We start from the raw sequence: 21685 nt of genomic DNA, 5'->3' as shown, positions 1-21685 counted from the left end.
GATTCAAAACATAAGAATATGGCAAAGATAAAGACAATAGGTATTTTGACGTCGGGTGGCGACTCCCCCGGCATGAATGCGGCCATCCGTGCCGTGACACGTGCAGGCATCTGCAACGGCTTTAATATCAAAGCTATCTATCGTGGTTACGATGGACTCATCAAGGACGAGGTAAAGACGTTTACCACCGAGGATGTCAGCGGCATCATCACCCGTGGCGGCACCATCCTAAAGACTGCTCGCTCAAAGGAATTCATGACACCCGAGGGTAGGCAGAAGGCCTACGAGACCTGTCAGAAGGAGGAGATCGACGCCCTCGTCGTCATCGGCGGCAACGGCTCGCTCACCGGCGCCTGGAACTTCGGCGTGGAGTTCGACTTTCCCTGCATCGGTCTGCCCGGCACCATCGACAACGACCTCTATGGCACGGATGCCACCATCGGCTACGACACCACGATGAACACCATCATGGAGTGCGTGGACCGCATACGCGACACGGCGAACTCTCACGAGCGCATCTTCTTCGTTGAGGTGATGGGTCGCGATGCAGGCTTCCTGGCTCAGAACTGCGCCATCGCCTGTGGTGCCGAGGCTGCCATCGTTCCCGAGGAGACTACCGATGTGGATCAGCTGGCCGCCTTCATGGAACGCGGTATCCGTAAGTCGAAGAAGTCGTGCATCGTCATCGTTAGCGAAAGTCCCAAGTGCGGCGCCCTCTACTATGCCGACCGTGTAAAACACGAGTTCCCTGGCTTCGACGTTCGCGTGTCAATCTTAGGACACCTGCAGCGTGGTGGCTCACCCTCGGCTCGCGACCGCATCCTGGCCTCTATCACTGGCGTAGGTGCCATCCAGGCCATCAAGCAGGGTCAGCGTAACGTGATGATTGGCGTCCGCAACAACGAAGTGGTCTATGTGCCCTTCTCGGAGTGCATCCGTACCGATAAGCGTTTCGACAAGCGCCTCATCACCGTGCTCGACGAGCTAAGTATTTGATTATGGGCGAAGTTCCGAGCTTTGCTCGCCTGAGCACCTATAAAAGAAAGCAATGAGCGAAGAAATACAGAAAATAAATCTGAATGATTATATTCAGACTGGCGAGGGCGGGACGGCTCTTACCTATACTAAGAAGGAGGTCTCTCGTTGGCAAAACTCTATAGACCAGGCTTCGAGGCCGATAGGGCCAAGGCCGAGTTCCTGACAGCCCGCGCCGTGTTCGACATGGGCATCCCGTCGCCAAAGCCCTACCGTATGATTACCGATGGCGAAAGGAGCGGAGCCGAGTACGAACTGATCAAGAACAAACGCTCATATACACGCATCATCTCGCAAGAGCCCGAGCGTCTGGAGGAAATATCGCTGAAGTTTACGCGTATGGCCCTTGAACTGCACGCCAAGCAGGCCAACACCACGCTGCTCGGCTCATACAAGCAGCGCATAGAGCGTTTCTACCGTGAGAAGAATCGAGTGCCTGAGGACTACAAGCAACGTGCCCTGAAGTTCCTGGAAACCGTGCCCGACACGCCACACTGCTTGCATGGCGACCTGCACATCGGCAACATCATAACTGACGGCAAGCGCGACCTCTGGATAGACCTGGGCGAATTTGCTTACGGCGCCCCTGAGTGGGACCTGGCGCAGCTATGGACCATGTGCCACAACATGCCTGACAATAGGGTTCAGCACATTTTCCATATCACACACGAGCAGATGAAAGCCCACTGGGACATCTTCTTCCCTGCCTATCTCGGCACGTCAGACCCGCAAGCCATCGACGAGGCCACCAAGCGCCTCCTACCCTACTACGCCGCCAAGGTCCCCTACATGTTCGACATGATCTTCAACGCTCCCATGCCAGACGCTGCCCTGCAGAAAAACATGAAGAATTTTTGCTAGCTTTGCAATAAAAATCACTCCATGTATATCGATGAAGTAATTGAATGATAAGAAAAGTGAGTATGAAAAAGATTTTTTCCCAAGTATTATTGTTTTTCTGCCTGATGTTTGCAATGGCAGCACAGGCCGATGTGTTAGGAGATTATAGTTTCGTGGGGACATTGGGTGATAAGATTCCCGTCAGGTTGAAATTTGCCGTCAACGGTGAAGAGATTGCTGTGGGTGAGATCTATTATCCCAAGGCAAAGCACCCTGCGCCCATATTAGTGGTTGGTGCTCCAACGAACGATGAAGGCTGGTACAGTCTGAAAGAATACCAAAGCGACGGCACCATCACAGGAATAATGCAGTTCAAGATTGTGGAAAATGATAACGAGGAACCCTATATCTCTGAAGGCACCTGGACGAATCCGAAAACAGTGAAATCGCTGCCTATGAAGAACTTCACGACGAATGATGATGCCCAGACCGGACGTATCGATGTGACAGACTATCTTGACTACGAGGACCCACAGAACATCGGACGTGAGTATGCCTATTCCATCTGGAATCCCCGTTATAACGCTATGATGGGCGGCACCGTGAAGTTCCGTGGAGCAGGCAAGTACAAGCTACATTTCGAGGTGTGCAATGCGCCTGGCAATATAGCTGAGGGAAAGAGTGACCTTAACCGTCCTGCGGTACTGGGCGAAGCAACCCACGACTATTTCTATTATGATAATGTCAACGAGTGCGGCTATAGCTTCAGTGCCCATTTCTTCAAGAAGTTCGTGGTATTGAAGTCTACCACGGTGTTGTATGATAAACTCAAATGTTTCGGCATGGGCGTAGCCTTCGATGGTGTATATATCAAAGTAGTACAATAGCACAAAATAAAAGAGGGTGCAGAACACCCTCTTTTATTATTTCATACCCGTCATCTGGTAGTTCTCAAGACGGCGCTGGGCCATGGCCTCGTACTTGGTACCTGGACGGCCGTAGTTGGCATAGGGATGGATGCTAATGCCGCCACGAGGGGTGAACAGTCCTACGACCTCGATATACTTGGGCTGCATGAGGCGCACCAGGTCTTTCATGATGACGTTGACACAGTCTTCGTGGAAGTCGCCATGATTGCGGAAGGAGAAGAGATAGAGCTTGAGGCTCTTCGACTCCACCATACGCTCGCCAGGCATGTAGAGTATCTTGATTTCGGCATAGTCGGGCTGACCCGTGATGGGGCAGAGCGAGGTGAACTCAGGACAGTTGAACTGCACCCAGTAGTCGTTTTCGGGGTGTTTGTTCTGGAAGGTCTCCAGCACCTCGGGTGCATAGTCGGACTTATATTCAGTCTTGCGGCCCAGCGATTGCAGGCCTTCTTTTTCGCGTTCGTTGCTCATAATGATTGGATATTAATATTCAAATGTATAGTCGATACTGTCGCCGTGACGGGTGACGGTGAGTTTCTGCACGCTCTTGTCAGCATTGAGGGCAGCAGCGACGGTGATATTGTCGGCTGCATTCTGGAAGGTGGCAGCACTAACGATATAGGAGCTGCGACACAGGCGATAGAGCGACGCCAGCAGGTAGGGGTTGCATTGCTCGGCACCAAGGATGAGCTGGTTGACATCGACAGACTGATGGCGGTTGTCAGCGTTGCTATACTTGAATGCCATGTTCTCGCTGGCCACCACATAACCCTGACTGTTCTTGGCCTGATAGCGCAGGCTGTCGGCGATATTGATGCTGTCGGGATGAGAGGCGGCATTCATCTGCAGGAAGCCGTAGCCCTGATAGGCGCCATTGCTGTGGTGCTCCTCGAAATTGAAGGCGAGGCTGGCAGAGCCGGCATACATCAGGCTGTAATAGGTCTGCTCGGCAAAGACGATGGTGTCGCCACTACCGCCCAAATCCCTGGGCTGATAGTTGTTGGTATAGGTGGCCGACAGCTGCAGGCCCTGCGAGTTGACACGCATGGTCTGGGCGTAGTCGTTATAGGTGAACTCAAGGTTGCGGAGCGGTGTGCCGTCTTTCGAGATAACCACGGTGAGGGGGCGATAGTAATCGTCGTAGGTGAACTCGAAAAGACTGCCGTCGCTACCTGTGATTTTCTTCACCAGAGCGGCATTGCCAAAGGCACCGTTGCCGCGGGTAGCCACCTGAGTGAGTTTGAAGCTGACGTGGGTGTCGGAGTGTTCCTTGTCGAAGATGTCAAAGACAACATCGCGCGAGGATTCCGTGGTGTTCTGTGAGAAAATGATGGGAATGGTATAGCTTGTCATACCATTGCCCGAGTTTCTGTCGAGCTTGCACCAATTGGCTCCGCTGGTGGTGTTGATTTGCCACGAGCCGTAACTGGTGACAAAGAGCGTGTCTTTGTCGTTGTTGGCATAGAAATAGTTGCTCTTAACAGCGAGCTGTGGAAAACCGGCCTGATAGTTATCGTCGTTGCTGAGACACGAAGTCATCAGAGCTGTCAGGGCAGCAATGCCAAGAAATGATTTCATCGTTTTCATACGTTATCTTTGTTTTTAGTCATTATTTTCTTCTTCATCGTCGTCGTCCCAGCTGTCGAAATCGAAGCCGCCAAAACCCTCCATCGAGGGCATGACGAAGGCATCCATGGCGCGACGATCTTTCTTTGTGGGACGACCAGTGCCGCGGGCTCTGTCGACAAAGCCGCTGATGCGATTCATCTCGAGCAGCTCGTACTGGTCCTGTGGTGTTACATTCTCGTAGATCTCAGGTAGCAGCTTCGCCCCTACCCTTTGCTCGATGGTTTTGAGGATACGGAAGGAATAGGTTACAGGCGGCTTGCGCACGCTGATAACATCGCCCACCTTGACCATGCGCGACGGCTTGACATTGACATTATTCACAGCCACGCGACCGTTCTTGCAGGCATCGGCAGCAATGGTACGCGTCTTGAAGATGCGTGCCGACCATAGCCATTTGTCTATTCTTGCCTCATTCATGCGGTAGCAAATTTTTCACCTTTCACCTTTCACCTTTCACCTTTCACCTTTCACCTTTCACCTTTCACCTTCCCCAGCTTATTATACTGGTTCATAGTGATGTCGATACCAGCCAGCACGAAGCTTTTGATGATATCGACAGCCAAGTTGATAGAAGGCTGCAGCTCCTGCTGCTCCTCCTCACTATAGCGTCCCAGCACCCAGTCAATCTGTCCGCCACGGGCATACTCGTTGCCAATACCCATGCGCAGACGGGGATAGTCCTGACCTATGAGCTGCTGGATATGTCCCAAGCCATTATGACCACCATTTGAGCCGCTGGCCTTCAGACGAAAAGCACCAAGCGGCAGCGCCACATCGTCGCTGATGACCAGCAAGTGGCTCTGGTCGATATTCTCCTTGTTCAACCAATAACGCACAGCATTGCCGCTGAGGTTCATATAGGTGGAGGGCTTCAGCAGAAAGACCTTGCGGCCTTTGAGCGACGTCTCAGCCACAAAGCCGTAGCGACGGTCATCAAAAACGATATTGGACGCCTTTGCAAAAGCGTCCAATACCATAAAACCTGTATTGTGGCGGGTCATCTCGTATTCAGAGCCTACGTTGCCCAAACCAACAATTAAGTACTTTTCCATTACGAAACTTTAAGCCTTATTCAGCAGCAGCGGCGGCAGCAGCCTTCGATGCACGAGTCTCCTTAACTGAGCATACAACCACCTGAGCGGGAGTAGCCAGAGTAAGACCCTCGAAGCTCAGCTGACCCACCTTGATTGCCTTACCCAGACCCAGGTTGGTAACGTCGATGTCGAGAATCTCAGGAATCTGCTTATAGGGAGCGGTCACGTCAATCTTACGGATTGAGAGGTTCAGCTTACCACCATCGCGAACACCCTGAGCCAGACCATTGAGCTTAACGGGAATACCCACGGTGATGGGCTTAGTCTCGTTGATCTCGAAGAAGTCTGCGTGCAGCAGAGCATCAGATGTGGGGTGGAACTGCAACTCCTTCACGATAGCCTTATGCTCCTTACCATCGATAGTGATGTTAACGACATAAACATGAGGAGTGTAAACGACCTTGCGCAGCTCGGCGAAGCTGGCGGTGAAAGCCAGAGCCTCGGGCAGACCATTCTCACCCTTCTTCTCACCATAAAGGTTGCAGGGAACCAGACCTTCCTTACGAATCATCTTGGAAGCCTTCTTGCCAGTAGCCTCACGCTTCTGGCCATTGATTGCGATTTCTTTCATAACAGTTGTGTTACTCTAAATTAAGTTGTTTAACATTAAAATTACTGACTTAATTCGCCATCACACGAAAAAAGCGGGTGCAAAGGTACGAATAAAAATTGATAAATCACTACTCTTTCTACAAAAAAAACAAAAAAAGTGCGTTTTATTTGTGTAATAACGGAAAAATCACTAAATTTGCATCCGATAATAAACAATATACCGCATGATTAATAGAGAAATCATTAGAATCAAGATTGTTCAGTTAACCTACGCGTACTATCAAAACGGTAACAAGAACATTGACACAGCAGAGAAAGAGCTGTTCTTCAGCCTGTCGAAGGCCTACGACCTCTATAACTACCTGCTGGCACTCATGGTTGCCGTCACCAAAGAGTCGCGCCGACGCCTGGAGGTGCTCCAGACAAAAGCCGCACGTGAAGGTACAGCGGCACCCTCACAGAAATTTGCGTTTAACCGTTTTGCCCTGCAGTTAGAGAACAACAGGCAACTGAACGACTTCTTAGAAACCCAGAACCGTACTTGGAACGACACGCCAGAATTCATTGGTCGTCTGTTTGAACAGATTGAGCAGAGCCAGATTTATAAGGAATATATGGAAAGTGCCGAAGATAACTATGCCACCGACCGCGAGGTGTGGCGCAAGATTTATCGTAACCTGATTCAGGAAAACGATGATCTAGACCAACTGCTGGAGGAGCAGAGTCTTTATTGGAATGACGATAAAGAAGTGGTTGACACCTTCGTACTGAAGACCATCAAGCGCTTCGACGAAAAGAACGGCGACAAGCAGGAGCTGCTGGCCGAATACGACTCGGAAGAGGAGCAGGACTATGCCCGCAAGCTGTTTCGTGCCACCATACTCAATGCCGATGACTATCAGCGCATGATGACAGAAGCCTCGCGCAACTGGGACTTTTCACGTTTGGCCTATATGGATGTCATCATCATGCAGATAGCCCTGGCCGAGATGCTCACCTTCCCCAGCATCCCTGTCAGCGTTACCATCAACGAGTTTGTAGAGCTGGCCAAGTACTACTCTACCCCTCACAGCGCCTCTTACATCAATGGCATGCTCGACACGATTGCACGTCATCTGGTGAAGACTGGCAGACTGATGAAGCACATAGACGAAAAGAAATAACAACACATTATATTAATTATTAAACAAAATGACTAATCTCTTTTTAGCAGCACAGGAAGCCGGTCAGCAGGCTGGCAACGGCATGTTCATGACACTTCTCATGTTTGGTGCCATCTTCGCAATCATGTATTTCTTCATGATCCGTCCACAGCAGAAGCAACGCAAGGAAATTCAGAAGTTCCAGAACGAACTGACGGAGGGTACGGCAGTGGTGACTGGCGGCGGCATCTACGGCACCGTCAAGAGCATTGACATGGCCAAGAACACCGTTGACGTGAAGATTGCACGCGATGTGGTCATCACCGTTGACAAAGGCTTCGTCTATAAAGACACTGCCAGCACCAACTTGCAGAAATAACCATTAGCTCTATCACCCTTGAAAGGCTTGGGCATATTCCGCGCTATCAGACATTTCCTGTTCAGTAAAGCGAATAGGGAATTTCTGATTTTTTTTGCATTCCTCGTCATCTCGGGCATCTTCTGGCTTATGACGACGCTCAACGACGTGTACAGCAAAGAAACCGTTATGTGGGTGAAATATGTCAATGTACCAAAAAACGCTGTGATGACCTCCAACGAGACCGACAGTCTTCACATTACCATCAGCGACAAGGGATTCAATATCGTAAGTTTCCTCTATACTGCCAACAACGACGTGCTGGAGGTTGACTTCAACAGCTTTGCACAGACCAACGGTACAGGCACAGTATCGCATAGCGACCTAAGCCGACTCATACAGCAGAAACTGCCCACATCGACCAAGCTCGATGCCGTCAAGCCAGAGAAACTGACGTTCTATTATAATTATGGTGAGAGAAAAAAGGTGCCTGTGAGATGTCAGGGAAAGGCCATTCCACTAGCCACCCACTATATCTCGAACACCGCTATCACACCCGACAGCGTCTATGTCTATGCGTCCAAGCAGAAACTCGACAGCATCAAGTGGGTGGATACAGAGGACTTCAGTCGCGCCGACATTGACGACACGCTACTGGTTGTTTCGAAACTACAGCATATCAACGGCGTCAAAATGGTGCCAGACCGCGTCAATGTCACCTTCCAGACCGACGTGCTGACGGAGGGAGAAATCGAGGGAGTACCCATCTGCGGTCTCAACATGCCTGAGGGAAAGGTGCTGCGCACATTCCCTGCAAAGGTCAAGATACGTTTTGTAACAGGCATGAAGAACTATCGCACGCTGACCGCTAACGACTTCCTGATTGTGGCCGACTACGAGCAGTTTGGAAGCAACCCGTCGGCCAAGTGCAATATCACACTCAGACGCAAGCCTGAGAGCGTGACGAAGGTTGTTCTCGAAACCAACCAGGTGGACTATCTGATAGAGGAGTTACGCTAATGAAAATAGCTATCACAGGAGGTATTGGTAGCGGCAAGAGTTATGTCTGCAAGCTGTTAGAGCAACGTGGTATCTGCATCTACGACTGCGACAGCGCTGCCAAACGACTCATGCGCACATCGCCAGCCTTGCGACAACAGCTAAGCCAGCTGATAGGCTCTGAGACCTATGATGCAGAAGGCCGTCTGGACAAGGCCATTGTAGCCCGTTTCCTCCTGCAGTCGGAAGCCAATGCTCGCGCCATCGACGATATCGTGCATCCTGCCGTAGCTGCCGACTTCCAGTCGAGCGACTATCAATGGATGGAGTGCGCCATCCTGTTTGAGTCGGGCTTCGACAAACTGGTTGACAACGTTATTGTGGTCACAGCGCCACAGGAGCTACGCATACAGCGTATCATGCAGCGCGATGGCATCACCCGCGAGAAAACCCTCGAATGGATAGGGCGCCAATGGCCCCAAGAACAGGTCGTGGCACGTTCGCAATACGAGATTATCAACGACGGCCGACCGCTAAAACCCCAAATTGACAACATTATTAATAATATATAAAAGGTATAAGACTTATATGAAACAGACTATTTTAGCTATCTCCGGCAAACCCGGACTTTACAAACTGGTATCACGTGGCAAGAACAACCTCATCGTTGAAGCCCTTGATGCCACACACCGTCGTCAGCCCGCCTTCGGCACCGACCGCATCACCTCGCTGGCTGACATTGCTATGTTCACCGATGCTGATGATGTGCCCTTGATGGATGTGCTCGAGAGTCTGAAGACCCTTGAGAACGGAAAGAAGTCGAGCGTTGACTTCAAGAAGGCCAGCAGCGACGAGCTGAGAGAATACTTTGCAAAGGTGTTGCCCGCCTTCGATCGCGACCGCGTGCACACCAGCGACATTAAGAAACTGATACAATGGTACAACATCCTCGTAGAGAACGGCATCACCGACTTTAAGGAAGAGATGGCCCCCACCGAGGGTGACAATATCGACGACCGTAAGGAGGAATAATTATGAAACTGAACGAAATCTTTTCTGGCAGCTACAATGCCGCCGAGTGGGAAGCCAAAGGCTATGAGCTCCCCAAGTTTGACATCAAAGCCGTACGCGAAAAGACGGCAAAGGAACCCACATGGGTACATTTCGGTGGTGGCAACATCTTCCGAGCCTTCCCTGCTGCCATCCTCAACGATGCGTTGAACACAGGTAAGTACGACCGTGGTGTCATCGTGGCTGAGACATTCGACTTTGAAGTCATCGACAAGGCATATGCGCCTTACAACAACCTGTCGCTCTGTGTTAATCTCTGCTCTGACGGGTCTATCGAAAAGAAGGTCATAGCAAGTGTAACAGAAGCTTTAAAGGCAGACCCACAATTTCCTGATTGGCAGCGTCTTGTAGAAATATTCAAGAAGCCAAGCCTGCAGATGATTTCGTTCACTATCACAGAGAAAGGATACACTTTCAACGAGGCTGATCTGGCTCGCGGTCTGGCTCCGCTGTTCGCTATGGGTAAGGTCTGTGCATTGCTCCTGGAGCGATTCAATGCAGGACAACTGCCACTTACTGTTCAGTCGATGGACAACTGCTCGCACAATGGCGACAAGGTGAAGGCTGGTGTCTTCGCCTATGCTGAGCGCTGGGTCAAAGACGGACTGGTACCCGCTGCTTTCCTTGACTATCTGAAGGACGAGAAAAAGGTGACCTTCCCCTGGTCGATGATTGACAAGATCACGCCGCGTCCCCATGAGAAAGTGAAAGAGCTGCTGGCTAAGGACGGTTTCGAGGACAACGACTATATCGAGACTGAAAAGCACACCTTTACCGCACCTTTCGTGAATGCCGAGGAAGTGCAGTACCTGGTCATCGAGGACAACTACACCAACGGGCGTCCCCCACTCGACCTGGGCGGTGCGCTCTACACCACTCGCGAGACTGTTGACAAGGTGGAGACCATGAAGGTGACCACCTGTCTGAATCCGCTTCACACCGCCATGAGTATCTATGGCTGCATGCTTGACTACACCCTCATCTCTGCCGAGATGAAAGACGAAGACCTGCGTGCGTTTATCCAGAAGATTGGCTATATGGAGGCAATGCCTGTAGTTGTTGACCCAGGCGTGCTGAACCCCTATGAGTTCATTGGTGCCGTCATCAACCGCCGTCTGCCCAACCCCTTCATGCCCGATGCTCCTCAGCGCATTGCGATGGACACGTCTCAGAAGTTGCCCATCCGCTTTGGTGAGACCTTGAAGAAATATGTGGCTCGTGGATTGGATAAGAGCAATCTCGTTCTGATTCCTCTCACGCTGGCAGGCTATGCACGCTATCTGAAGGGACTCAAGGATGACCTGACCACCTTCGAACCGTCGCCCGACCCCATGCTGACCGAGCTGCAGGCCATCGTCGCCCCTCTCGAGATAGGCAAGCCCGATCAGGACTGGAGTCCGTTGCGTCAACTCTACACCCGTACTGACGTCTTCGGCCTCGACCTCTATGAGGCAGGTCTAGGTGAGCAGATTGAAGGTATGGTGAAGGAGCTCTACGCTGGTGCAGGTGCCGTTCGCAAGACCCTGCATAAATATGTACAGGCTCGCTAAGTTACAAGACAACAGAATAAAGAAGATGACGAGTAGCACGCTACCCGTCATCTTTATTTTGTATGCTTGACTAAATGGTCAATCTTTTGTAATCTTCAAAAAAATGATCAATCCTGAGAGTCCGTCAGGAAAGTATCAATCACCGCCACGCCCTTCTGTGTACATATGCCACGAATGGTCACGAAAAGCATATTGTTGAAAAGCTGTTCGAGCGGGAATTCTGTATAGAGCTTATGGTTTTTCATATACTCATTGATGGCGTCAAAGACATTGGCTATGATATCAACATTGATATCGCCTTTGAAATAGCCCTCTTCAATACCTCGGCGCAAGAAGTCCTTCAGTTTTGTACGGTCCTTGTCGTGCTGTTCCTCAAGGAACGACTGCAGTTGAGGATATTTCTCCAAGTCGGAATAGAACTGCGGATTGATTTTCTGCAACTGCGACATTTTTGAGCGATAAATATCCAAAATAATATCCATCACATTAGCCCGCTGAGCGGCGATAAACGTCATTTCCTCTTGAGCACGTGCCTTAGAAGTCTTCAGACATTCGTATAGCAGCACCTCCTTATTCTCATAGATTTCATAAAGTGTGCGCTTGGAGATGTTAAGGCTTTGGGCAATGTCGTCCATACGAACAGACTTGATGCCTTTCTGTGAAAAAGCATCTGAAGCAGCCTCAAGAATACGCGTCTTGAGCGACTGCCGATAGGCTGATATAATCTTTATTTCTTGCATATCTATAAGTTTCTGGTGCAAAGTTACAAAAAAGATAGATAAAGTTTGCGGTTTTCATCGATTTTTTGTAATTTTGCGCTGCATTTTTATAACATTACACTTTTTTATGGTTAAAATTTCAAAAGAGGCTGCCTTGGAATACCACATGAAAGGCAAGCCTGGAAAGATTGAAGTGAAGCCCACAAAGGCTTACAGAACACAAACAGATCTATCGTTGGCATATTCGCCTGGAGTGGCGTATCCCTGCCTTGAGATTCAGGAGAACGCAGACGATGCTTACAAGTATACCGACAAGGGTAACTTGGTAGCCGTCATCTCTAATGGTACCGCTGTGCTGGGACTTGGTGATATTGGTGCGCTGAGCGGCAAGCCCGTGATGGAAGGTAAAGGCCTGCTGTTTAAGATTTACGGCGGCATCGATGTCTTCGACATTGAGGTCAACGAGAAAGACCCAGAGAAGTTCTGCGAGGCCGTAGAGCGTATCGCCCCCACCTTCGGAGGTATCAACCTGGAAGACATCAAAGCTCCCGAGTGCTTTTATATAGAAGAGCGTCTGAAGCGAACGCTCGACATCCCTGTAATGCATGACGACCAGCACGGTACTGCCATTATCAGTGCTGCAGGTCTGAAGAATGCCCTTGAGGTCAACGGAAAAGACATCAAGAAGGTGCGTATTGTGGTCAACGGCGCTGGTGCCGCTGCCATCAGCTGTACCAAGCTCTATATGGCTATCGGTGCCCAGAAGGAAAATATCGTGATGCTCGACTCGAAGGGTGTTATCAGTCAGGACCGTCAGGACCTGAACGAGCAGAAGCGCTTCTTCGCCACCAGTCGCACAGATATCCACACCCTTGCCGAGGCCGTGAAAGACGCTGACGTCTTCGTAGGCCTGTCGAAGGGTAACGTGTTGACGCAGGATATGGTTCGCTCAATGGCGAAAGACCCTGTTATATTCGCGCTGGCCAACCCTGTACCTGAGATTAGCTATGAGGATGCAATGGCCGCTCGTCCTGACGTGCTGATGTCAACAGGTCGTACTGACTATCCCAACCAGATTAACAACGTTATCGGATTCCCCTATATCTTCCGTGGTGCCCTCGACGTTCACGCCACCGCCATCAACGAAGAGATGAAGCTGGCAGCCGTTCACGCCATTGCCGACTTGGCTAAGCAGCCTGTGCCCGATGTGGTGAACGATGTCTATAAGGTGAACAACCTGAAGTTCGGACGCGATTACTTCATTCCCAAACCCGTTGACCCACGTCTTATCTCTGAGGTCAGCGCTGCCGTTGCAAAAGCCGCTATCGACAGCGGTGTGGCTCGCAAAAACATTGAGGACTGGGAACAGTATAAGGATTCGCTCTCTGTGCTGCTGGGTCAGGAGACCAAACTCACCCAGAAGCTCTATGCCACCGCAGCAGCCCATCCCCAGCGCGTGGTCTTCGCAGAAGCTATTCACCCCACCATGCTGAAGGCTGCTGTACAGGCCAAGAGCGAAGGTATCTGTCAGCCTATCCTGCTGGGTAATGATGAGGTCATTGAGAAGATGGCCAAGCAGATGGACCTCAACCTCGAAGGCATCGAGATTGTGAACCTGCGTCATCCTAACGAACAGTCACGTCGCGAGCGCTATGCCAAGATACTGGCAGAGAAACGTCAGCGCGATGGCTACACCTTCCAGGAGGCCAACGATAAGATGTTCGAACGCAACTATTTCGGCATGATGATGGTCGAGACTGGCGATGCCGATGCATTCATCACAGGTCTCTATACCAAGTACTCTAACACCATCAAGGTTGTCAACGAGGTCATTGGTATCCGTCCTGAGTACAACCACTTCGGCACCATGCATATCATCAACTCACCCAAGGGTACGCTCTATGTAGCCGACACGCTGGTGAACGAGAATCCTGATACTGACACCCTTGTCGATATTGCCAAGTTGGCAGCTACTGCCGTTCGTTTCTTCAACGAAAAGCCCGTCATCTCGATGATTTCGCACTCTAACTTCGGTTCCAGCCAGAGCAACGGTGCCCAGAAGGTGCGTCATGCTGTAGAGAAGATGCAGCAGATGTATCCTGACCTGGCCATCGACGGTGAGATGCAGATCAGCTTCGCTCTGAACAAAGAACTGCGCGACGAGCAGTATCCTTTCACACGCGTGAAGGGCAAGGATGTCAACACGCTGATATTCCCCAACCTCACCTCGGCCCGTTCCAGCTATAAGATGCTGCAGATGCTCGATGCCGACGTTGAGATTATCGGCCCCATCCAGATGGGTCTGAACAAGCCTATCCATTTCATCGACTTCGGTGCCTCTGTCCGCGACGTAGTGAACATCGTGGCTGTGGCAACCATCGACGCCTATGTGGACAAGGTGAAGACACGTATCAATAGTCGCAACAGTTGAGAATTGATCGCTCGGCTTTGCCGCTTTTACAAAGGCGGAACGCCGACTAAAAGAATTGAGAATGTATGCATCAGGTTATCCTTTCATTAGCCGCTAACTGCGATGCAGAAAAGAATCTGCCCGAAGCACGCTTGTGTCTCGAGCAGATTCTTACTTTTACACATTATACCAATGCCATCTGGACAGAACCCATAGGTTGCAAACGCAAGGACCCATACCTGAACCAGATGGTGAAAGCCAACACGGAGCTGACCTTTGAACAACTGAACGAACAACTGAAAGCCATAGAGCGACAGATGGGACGCAGCACAGAAGACCGTCAGCAGGGCATCGTTCGCTTAGACCTCGACATATTGGAATATGATGGTGTGCGCCATCATCTGGCCGATTGGGACCGCCACTATGTCAAGTTGCTGTTACCGCAGCTTTAACTGGTCGCCCACCCTGATATCATAGTCGGGACTCAGCTTGTTCATCTTATAGAGCGACTCCAAACGGATGCCGTATTTCTGTGCGATAGAATACATCGACTCACCCTGACGCACATAGTGCGGACGGTCCTTATATTCCTTAGCGGCACGCTTCTGTTTCTTCTTCAGCCACACCACCTCGCCTTCCTTCAACACGTCGTTCTTGTCGCGCTCATTATAGCGAGCCAGCTTTTTATACGAGATGCCCACCTCCTCGCCAATAGAACGGAAGGTATCGCCCCTGCGGGCATAGAGGAAGTAGTTCTTATTATACATGCCAATGGGATGCAGCGGCTGTCCGCCCACATTATGATCTTTGGCATGTTGCGTCATAAATTTGTCGTAGTCCTTAGCCTTGTCGTATTCATAGAGCTTATAGAGCTGAATGATGTCTATCAGCGACTCGGCATATCTGGGATTGGTGGCATAGCCAGCAGCCTTCAGGCCTCGCGCCCATCCCTTATAGTCAGTAATCTTCAGTTTGAAGAGGCTACGATAGCGCTGACCTGATGCCAGGAAACGCGAATGGTCTTCATAGGAGTCGAAGGCCGAGCGATAGGTACGGAAGCACTCGTTACGCCTATCGTCATCGACATACATCGTGCCCCCTGACCAGTTATGACACTTGATACCGAAATGGTTGTTACCCTTGCGAGCCAGCGTGCTCTCGCCAGCGCCACTCTCCAGCAGTCCCTGTGCCAACGTAATAGAGGCCGGCACCTTCCATTTCAGCATCTGCTCAATGGCGCAGTCCTTATACTGGTCTATGTAACGCTGATAGCGGGCATTCCATTTTGCCTGAGCCGAGACAGTCAGCACACAGAACATCCATAATGCAATCGTCAACCATTCTTTCCTCTTCATATCTTCTTCAATCTTTATTTCAACACATTAAACTTGGCGAACTTCAGCAGCAACTGCTTGGTGCCTACATTGCGGAACTCCACCGTAGCCTTCTCATTGTCGCCAGAACCCTCCAACTTCACAATGGTGCCGATACCGAAACGCTGATGCTCGATAACAGCTCCCTCATGCAAAGCCGTTGACGATGAGGGCTGGCTGGCTGCCGCAGGCGCACTTTTCGGCACAGGTTTGAACCTGCCGTTCGATGCGATATTAAGCTGACGCTTGAAAGCATCGCTAAACGGATCGGGAGCGGCCTCGGGCCTACGAGGAGCCACCTGACGGGGCTTCGGGTCGGCACGGAACTGCGTAGCCACAGGTCTGGGATTCTGCATCCACTCAGGTCCCTCGGAGGGTCGCTGCCAGGGCTTCCTCTCGCTGGTGCCGAAACTGCTTCCTCCCTCCATCTGTCCCACAACAGTAAGCAACTGCGGGTCTATATCTCGAATAAATCGCGAGGGCGTGTCGTACTCCATACGTCCATAGCGGAAACGGTTCTGTGCACAGGTCAGGATGCAATGCTTCTCGGCTCGTGTGATGGCCACATACAGCAGTCGGCGCTCTTCCTCCAGCTCACGCATAGAATTGACGCAGAGCGGCGATGGGAAAATATTCTCCTCCAAACCCACCACGAAGACCGTAGGAAACTCCAAGCCCTTAGCCGAGTGGATGGTCATCAGCGACACCTTCGGCTGGTCCTCATCACCCTCGCTGTCGAGGTCGGTCAGCAACGCCACCTCCTGCAGGAAATCACTCAGCGCCACCTGGTCGCCTTGTCCTTCTTCCTTGTGACTCTCCACAAAGTCCTGCAGTCCACCCAGAAACTCTTCCAGGTTCTCCTGTCTCGACAGGTCCTCAGGGTTGCGACTGGAATAGATATCCTTCGAGATACCACTCTCGGAAATGATGCTATGTCCCAGCTGATAGGCATCTTCGGCAATAGCTCTTGCGCTCCAGCCTTCTATCAGTTGCCTGAAGGCCTCCACCTTCTTGGCAGTTCCTCCGCTGATGTCCAGATGAAACAGCTGTGGTTGTTGGATAACAGTCCACAGAGACACGCCATAGATCGAAGCCGTTGTCACAATCTTATTCACGGTGGTATCGCCAATGCCTCGTGTGGGATAGTTGATGATACGCTTCAGGGCTTCCTCATCGTTGGGGTTAGCCACCACACGGAAATAGGCAATCACGTCCTTTATTTCCTTGCGTTGATAGAAGCTCAGGCCGCCATAGATACGATATGGAATGCCGTCTTTTCGCATCTGTTCCTCAAACGAACGGCTCTGCGCGTTGGTGCGATAGAGGATAGCAAAGTCAGAGTATTGCGCCTGATCCTGCCGCTTGATGCGTTGAATATCCTTACACACAATGATGGCCTCTTCTTTGTCGCTATAGGCAGGCTTCAGGGTGAGCCTCTCACCATGCTCATTCTTGCTGAACACATCCTTTGGAATCTGTCGAGCGTTCTTCCTTATCAGACTGTTGGCAGCCTGCACAATGAGCTGTGTAGAGCGATAGTTCTGCTCCAGTTTGAAGAGCTTAGCATCATCGTATGAGTCTCTGAAATTCAATATATTATCAATATTGGCTCCACGGAAACTATAGATACTCTGAGCATCATCGCCCACCACACATACACGCTGGTGTTCCTGTGTCAGTTGCAGCACAATTTTCTGTTGGGCGAAGTTCGTATCCTGATACTCATCCACCAGCACATACTGGAAACGCTCCACGTATTTCCTACGCACATCCTCATGGTTCAGAAACAGCAGATAGGTCTGCACCAGCAGGTCGTCGAAGTCCATCGCATTAGCCTGTCGACAACGCTCCGCATAGCGCAGATAAACATCGGCCACCTTGGGCTTCTTAGTATCGAAGAGTGAGCACTTCACAAAGGCATTGGGCATGATGAGATGGTTCTTCGCCATCGAGATCTGGTCGCTGACGCTGGCAGGCTTGTACACCTTATCGTCGAGTCCCATTTCCTTCACAATACTTTTCACCAGCGAGCGAGCATCGCTCTGGTCGTAGATGGTGAAGTTCGAGTTGTAGCCTATCTTCTCGGCCTCAGCCCTGAGTATGCGCGAAAAAACGCTGTGGAAGGTACCCATCTGCAGATAGCGGGCCTGCTCGTGCCCCACCAGTCGAGCTATTCGCTCCTTCATCTCCCTGGCTGCCTTGTTGGTAAAGGTCAGCGCCAGGATATTCCAGGGATTGAGCCCTTTCTCCTGCATCAGATAGGCTATCTTATAAGTCAGCACACGCGTCTTTCCCGACCCTGCGCCAGCAATCACCAGCGAGGCTCCGTCGCAATATTTCACAGCATCGCGCTGACTTTCATTCAGTTGTGAAAGTAAATTGTCCATATCTTATGAAATCAGGTGCAAAGATAATCATTATTTATAAAATAAACGCTACTTTTTTCCGTTATATTTAAGGTATGGAAAATTTTCCCGGTGAAAAGATACTGATTTCGGTTGTCACACCCGTGTACAGAGGCGAGGCTTTTGTGCAGAGTGCCTATGATTGTCTTTGCCGTCAGACGTATCAAAACTGGGAATGGGTGGTGGTTGACGACGGCTCTGACGACGGCACCTACGAGAAGCTTGAAGCGCTTGCCATGAACGACCCTCGCATACGTTGCTTCCAACAGAAAAACAGCGGCTCGGCCAAGCAGCCCAGAGATCATGCCGTATATGAGTCGCAAGGGGCTTTTGTGCTGCCCCTCGACATTGACGACCTGCTCAGCGACGATTATCTGGAGTTGATGCTCACGCGCCAGCAGCAGACCGATGCCGATATCGTCTATCCCCAGATGCTGGTTGTTGATTTGGATTCTGGCCAGACCACCACGACACTCCCCGTTGCAGGTTTCGACACCACGAAGGTTTATCGCTCCAGGGACCTTGTCAGGGAGACGGCTCCTGAATGGCACATTGGCTGTAACGGTGGCCTGTATCGTCGCTCTGCATGGATTAACATGAGTTGGCCAGAGAAGAAAGAGCCCATATGGATGAACTCCGACGAGGTTGACGAGCGTCTCTATCTGATTCATGCCAACACCGCGGCCTTTTCCTCGGCACGCTATTATTATCAGAACCACGAGCAGTCTATCACCACACGCATCACGCCTAAGGTGTTCCATACCCAGAAGACCTGTCTGCAACTGCTCGACATCATTGAAAAGGAGTTTGGCCGCAACAGCGAGGAATACCGCAGGATGATGCGCAGGGCCTTCTGCGACTGGCGTTGGAAGACAGCCCTCTTTGTCATTCATCACGACGAGCTGGCTCATGCCGATGCCGAGATCCACACCAACCTCTCCACCTGCTTCCGTCGCCTCGACGTCAGCGTGCTCACGCTGGGCGAGCGTCTGCAGTTCCTCAATCTGGTGAGCTTTCCCTTGGTGCTCGCCCTGATTTGTCTGAAATACAAGCCCATGCTTTTGGTGGAGAAGATGATACAGCGCCTGTGCCCCAAAGCCTATGCCAACAGGTATATCCGCCAACGCACAGAGCAGGAGATTATCGAGGCCATAGCACCTTGTTATCAGGAGGCAACAGCCTTACCCGACTGCCAGCCCTACGTCATCAGCATGTTCTGCGGCAATGCACCCAGCGGTGGACTCATCGACCGTCTGCGTGGTGCCGTGAGCACCTATCAGGCCTGCTTGCAAATAGGGCGCACGTTTAAGTTGCACTTCACTCATCCCTTTGTGCTGAGCGATTATCTGGAGCCCAACACTTACGACTGGACCCTCCCTTCCGAGGCGCTGTCGTTTGCCCCTTCTCAGTCTGAGAGGCTCATTGCCAGCAGCGTGCTCGACACCCCTGCCGAACGTCAGCAGCACCAACAGCAGATGGTGCAGATGCTCAACAGCAGTCGTCAACATCAGGTTCACGCCTATACCAATGCCGCCTTCTGCTACGACCACGACTTTGGCCATTCGTTCCAGTCGCTCTTCAAACCTTCGGCACGTCTGCAGACCAGCATCGACCGTTGTAAGGCCGCTATCGCAGGCGACTATATCACCGTCTCGGCGCGTTTCTGCAACTGCCTCGACGACTTCAACGAAGAGGTGTATTGCGAGCCTCTCTCGGCACAGGAGCGCAGCCAGCTGCTCGACAGCTGCATGGCCCAGCTCACCATCATCAAGGAGAAGCATCCGCGCCAGCGCCTGGTCATCTGTTCCGACAGCACCACGTTTATCCGCGAGGCGCAGCGCCATTTCGACATCGTCACCACGCCAGGCACTATATCGCATATCGGCAACGACGACGTGCACAACTACGAATACTACGAGAAGACCTTCCTGGACTTCTACATCATAGCAGGCGCCAGCGAGGTCTACCTGCTCAAAGGCCCTCACATGATGAAGAGCGGATTCCCCTATGCCGCTGCCCTTGTGGGCCAGAAGACATTACACATCATAGATTTCTGACACATCAAGCATGAACGATAAGAAAACCAGCGCATATCGAAGGATAGTATCCAGCACCGCCATCTTCGGCAGCGCCCAGATACTCAACATCCTCGTCAACATCATACGCGGCAAATTAGTGGCCTATATCCTCCATTCGGCAGGCATGGGCATCGCCTCTATCTTCACCTCGGCAGCCAACACCATACAGCAGTTTGCCCTGATGGGACTCAACATGTCGGCGGTACCCTCCATCTCTCAGGCCAACAACGATGCCGACCCGCAGGTGCTGGCGTTCACCATCCGTCTGGTGAGGCGCATCGTGCTGCTGGCGTCGCTATTGGGACTCATCGTCACCGTGGTGCTGTCGCCAGTGCTGGCCCACACATCGTTCAACGACCAGTCATACATTCCCTATTTCATCCTGCTCAGCCTCTCTGTGTTCTTCAACGTGATGGGTACTGGCGAGATGGCTGTCATGCAGGGCTTACGACGCTATAAGCTGCTGGCCTTCTGTTCTGTGGTGCCTCCACTCTGTGGCCTGCTGCTCAGCGTGCCCATCTATTTCATCTGGGGCATCAAGGGTATTGTGCCAGCCATGATTGTTGTCAACCTGGTCTATTTCGTCGTCATCCGCATGCTGTCGTATCGCAACAAGCAGTCGGCACCACAGGAGCACATCTCCATGAAGACCATGTGGACGCAGGGTCGCGGCATCATCAAGTTTGGCGCCATCATGACCTTCGGCTCGCTGCTGGGCACGCTCACCACCTATGCGCTCATCGCCTTTATCAGCAATGTGGGCAGCATAGAGGATGTGGGGTTCTATCAGGCCAGCAACGTCATCACCAGCCAATACACAGGACTGGTGTTTACCGCTATGGCCACCGACTACTACCCTCACCTGTCCAGTCTGGTGAAGACCAACATGCGCGAGGCGTTCCGCGTCATCAACCAGCAAACGGAGATCATCATGCTCATCATTGCGCCGCTGGCTTCCATACTCATCCTCACGGCGCCGCTGGCCATCCGCATCCTGCTCACCGAGGAGTTCCTGAGCATCGAGCGAATGATTTGTTTTATCGGTCTGGCCAGCGTGTTCAAGGCACTCTGCTTTCCTCGCGACTACATCATCTTTGCCAAGGGCGACAACCAGATCATCTTCTGGGTAGAGACGGTATGGGGCTGCACCAAGACGTTCACCATCATGGGCGCCTTCTACTACTACCTCGGACTCGACGGTCTGGGCTATGGTGCGCTCTGCGTGTCGCTGGTCGATGTGGCCGTCAGCCTGGTACTCATCCCCTGGCGCTATGGCTTCCGCTTCACGCGCAAGACCATCAACCTCATCATCGTCACCTCTATCATGGCCACCATCTGTCTGCTGGGCTCACTCATCCCCTCGCCTGTCGAGAAATACGCCGTCATGGGCATCACCACCCTCGTCTGCACCGTATATTGCGGCATACAGCTCAACAAGCGCATGGAGTTGCGGGCCATCATCAGCCGCATAAAAAACAGGCATAAAAAGCAGGAGGAATAG

General features: G+C 51.6%; 21 protein-coding genes. 13 read left to right on the top strand and 8 right to left on the bottom strand.

Translation table 11 applies throughout. From position 1 onward, the window contains the following. Nucleotides 1-18: 18 nt before the first annotated feature. From pfkA to Q0R57_RS06015, 3 genes are all read left to right on the top strand, one after another. Entirely contained in the window at nucleotides 19-996 is a 978-nt protein-coding gene (pfkA, locus tag Q0R57_RS06025) for a 6-phosphofructokinase (protein ID WP_294744662.1), read from the top strand. 147 nt (nucleotides 997-1143) lie between these two features. After that, entirely contained in the window at nucleotides 1144-1896 is a 753-nt protein-coding gene (locus Q0R57_RS06020; RefSeq protein ID WP_294744661.1) for a TIGR02172 family protein, read from the top strand. 62 nt (nucleotides 1897-1958) lie between these two features. Beyond that, nucleotides 1959-2762, top strand: coding sequence for a hypothetical protein (locus tag Q0R57_RS06015; RefSeq protein ID WP_294744659.1), 804 nt, complete (start codon nucleotides 1959-1961; stop codon nucleotides 2760-2762). Between the two features lie 36 nt (nucleotides 2763-2798). Here Q0R57_RS06015 and queF read toward each other — a convergent pair whose 3' ends face one another. From queF to Q0R57_RS05990, 5 genes are read right to left on the bottom strand one after another with little or no spacing between them, the layout of a single operon-like run. Continuing rightward, nucleotides 2799-3275 carry a preQ(1) synthase gene (gene queF, locus Q0R57_RS06010; protein ID WP_294744657.1) on the bottom strand — a complete coding sequence of 159 codons (477 nt, stop codon included), beginning with the start codon at nucleotides 3273-3275 and terminating at the stop codon, nucleotides 2799-2801. Nucleotides 3276-3287: 12 nt separating this feature from the next. Next, nucleotides 3288-4382 carry a hypothetical protein gene (locus Q0R57_RS06005; protein WP_294744655.1) on the bottom strand — a complete coding sequence of 365 codons (1095 nt, stop codon included), beginning with the start codon at nucleotides 4380-4382 and terminating at the stop codon, nucleotides 3288-3290. A 24-nt stretch (nucleotides 4383-4406) separates the two neighbouring features. Beyond that, nucleotides 4407-4850 (bottom strand): RNA-binding S4 domain-containing protein, encoded by a 444-nt coding sequence (locus Q0R57_RS06000; protein ID WP_294744654.1) that lies wholly within the window; start codon nucleotides 4848-4850, stop codon nucleotides 4407-4409. A gap of 50 nt (nucleotides 4851-4900) precedes the next feature. Further along, nucleotides 4901-5485: an aminoacyl-tRNA hydrolase gene (gene pth, locus Q0R57_RS05995; protein WP_294744652.1), complete on the bottom strand. Its 585-nt coding sequence runs from the start codon at nucleotides 5483-5485 to the stop codon at nucleotides 4901-4903. Between the two features lie 16 nt (nucleotides 5486-5501). Continuing rightward, on the bottom strand, nucleotides 5502-6098 hold the full coding sequence (locus Q0R57_RS05990) for a 50S ribosomal protein L25/general stress protein Ctc (protein WP_294744650.1): 597 nt from the start codon (nucleotides 6096-6098) through the stop codon (nucleotides 5502-5504). A 205-nt stretch (nucleotides 6099-6303) separates the two neighbouring features. Here Q0R57_RS05990 and nusB point away from each other — a divergent pair, with 205 nt between their 5' ends. From nusB to Q0R57_RS05960, 6 genes are all read left to right on the top strand, one after another. After that, complete coding sequence (gene nusB / locus Q0R57_RS05985) at nucleotides 6304-7242, top strand: transcription antitermination factor NusB (RefSeq protein WP_294744648.1); 939 nt, start codon at nucleotides 6304-6306, stop codon at nucleotides 7240-7242. A gap of 28 nt (nucleotides 7243-7270) precedes the next feature. After that, nucleotides 7271-7600: a preprotein translocase subunit YajC gene (gene yajC, locus Q0R57_RS05980; RefSeq protein ID WP_294744646.1), complete on the top strand. Its 330-nt coding sequence runs from the start codon at nucleotides 7271-7273 to the stop codon at nucleotides 7598-7600. A gap of 147 nt (nucleotides 7601-7747) precedes the next feature. Next, nucleotides 7748-8599 carry a YbbR-like domain-containing protein gene (locus Q0R57_RS05975; RefSeq protein WP_294744644.1) on the top strand — a complete coding sequence of 284 codons (852 nt, stop codon included), beginning with the start codon at nucleotides 7748-7750 and terminating at the stop codon, nucleotides 8597-8599. Next, a complete protein-coding gene (coaE, locus tag Q0R57_RS05970; protein WP_294744642.1) occupies nucleotides 8599-9150 on the top strand; it encodes a dephospho-CoA kinase in 552 nt (183 codons plus the stop codon). The genes Q0R57_RS05975 and coaE overlap by 1 nt, the downstream gene beginning before the upstream one ends. Nucleotides 9151-9166: 16 nt before the next feature. Continuing rightward, nucleotides 9167-9610, top strand: coding sequence for a DUF5606 domain-containing protein (locus Q0R57_RS05965; protein ID WP_294744640.1), 444 nt, complete (start codon nucleotides 9167-9169; stop codon nucleotides 9608-9610). A 2-nt stretch (nucleotides 9611-9612) separates the two neighbouring features. After that, nucleotides 9613-11199 carry a mannitol dehydrogenase family protein gene (locus tag Q0R57_RS05960; RefSeq protein ID WP_294744638.1) on the top strand — a complete coding sequence of 529 codons (1587 nt, stop codon included), beginning with the start codon at nucleotides 9613-9615 and terminating at the stop codon, nucleotides 11197-11199. Between the two features lie 107 nt (nucleotides 11200-11306). On the opposite strand, the gene Q0R57_RS05955 is transcribed toward Q0R57_RS05960, so the two are convergent. Continuing rightward, nucleotides 11307-11939, bottom strand: a complete 633-nt coding sequence (locus Q0R57_RS05955) for a TetR/AcrR family transcriptional regulator (RefSeq protein WP_294744636.1) — start codon at nucleotides 11937-11939, stop codon at nucleotides 11307-11309. Nucleotides 11940-12045: 106 nt separating this feature from the next. On the opposite strand from Q0R57_RS05955, the gene Q0R57_RS05950 reads away from it, so the two are divergent. After that, the gene (locus Q0R57_RS05950; protein ID WP_294744634.1) at nucleotides 12046-14349 is read left to right on the top strand and encodes an NADP-dependent malic enzyme; all 2304 of its coding nucleotides are present in this window, start codon (nucleotides 12046-12048) and stop codon (nucleotides 14347-14349) included. Between the two features lie 65 nt (nucleotides 14350-14414). Continuing rightward, the gene (locus Q0R57_RS05945) at nucleotides 14415-14780 is read left to right on the top strand and encodes a 2-amino-4-hydroxy-6-hydroxymethyldihydropteridine diphosphokinase (protein ID WP_294744633.1); all 366 of its coding nucleotides are present in this window, start codon (nucleotides 14415-14417) and stop codon (nucleotides 14778-14780) included. Here the strand turns inward: Q0R57_RS05945 and Q0R57_RS05940 are convergent. Both Q0R57_RS05940 and Q0R57_RS05935 read right to left on the bottom strand, forming a co-directional pair. Beyond that, nucleotides 14766-15683, bottom strand: a complete 918-nt coding sequence (locus tag Q0R57_RS05940) for a glucosaminidase domain-containing protein (protein WP_294744631.1) — start codon at nucleotides 15681-15683, stop codon at nucleotides 14766-14768. The genes Q0R57_RS05945 and Q0R57_RS05940 overlap by 15 nt on opposite strands. A gap of 14 nt (nucleotides 15684-15697) precedes the next feature. Further along, nucleotides 15698-18088, bottom strand: coding sequence for a UvrD-helicase domain-containing protein (locus Q0R57_RS05935; RefSeq protein WP_294744630.1), 2391 nt, complete (start codon nucleotides 18086-18088; stop codon nucleotides 15698-15700). 74 nt (nucleotides 18089-18162) lie between these two features. Here Q0R57_RS05935 and Q0R57_RS05930 point away from each other — a divergent pair, with 74 nt between their 5' ends. Next, a complete protein-coding gene (locus Q0R57_RS05930) occupies nucleotides 18163-20163 on the top strand; it encodes a glycosyltransferase family 2 protein (RefSeq protein WP_294744628.1) in 2001 nt (666 codons plus the stop codon). 10 nt (nucleotides 20164-20173) lie between these two features. Further along, on the top strand, nucleotides 20174-21685 hold the full coding sequence (locus Q0R57_RS05925; RefSeq protein ID WP_294744625.1) for an oligosaccharide flippase family protein: 1512 nt from the start codon (nucleotides 20174-20176) through the stop codon (nucleotides 21683-21685).

Origin of the sequence: uncultured Prevotella sp. (assembly GCF_946407605.1) — a bacterium.
Classification (GTDB): Bacteria; Bacteroidota; Bacteroidia; order Bacteroidales; family Bacteroidaceae; genus Prevotella.
The sequence above is the reverse complement of the archived record's forward strand: the minus strand, read 5'-3'. Positions and strand labels throughout refer to the sequence as shown.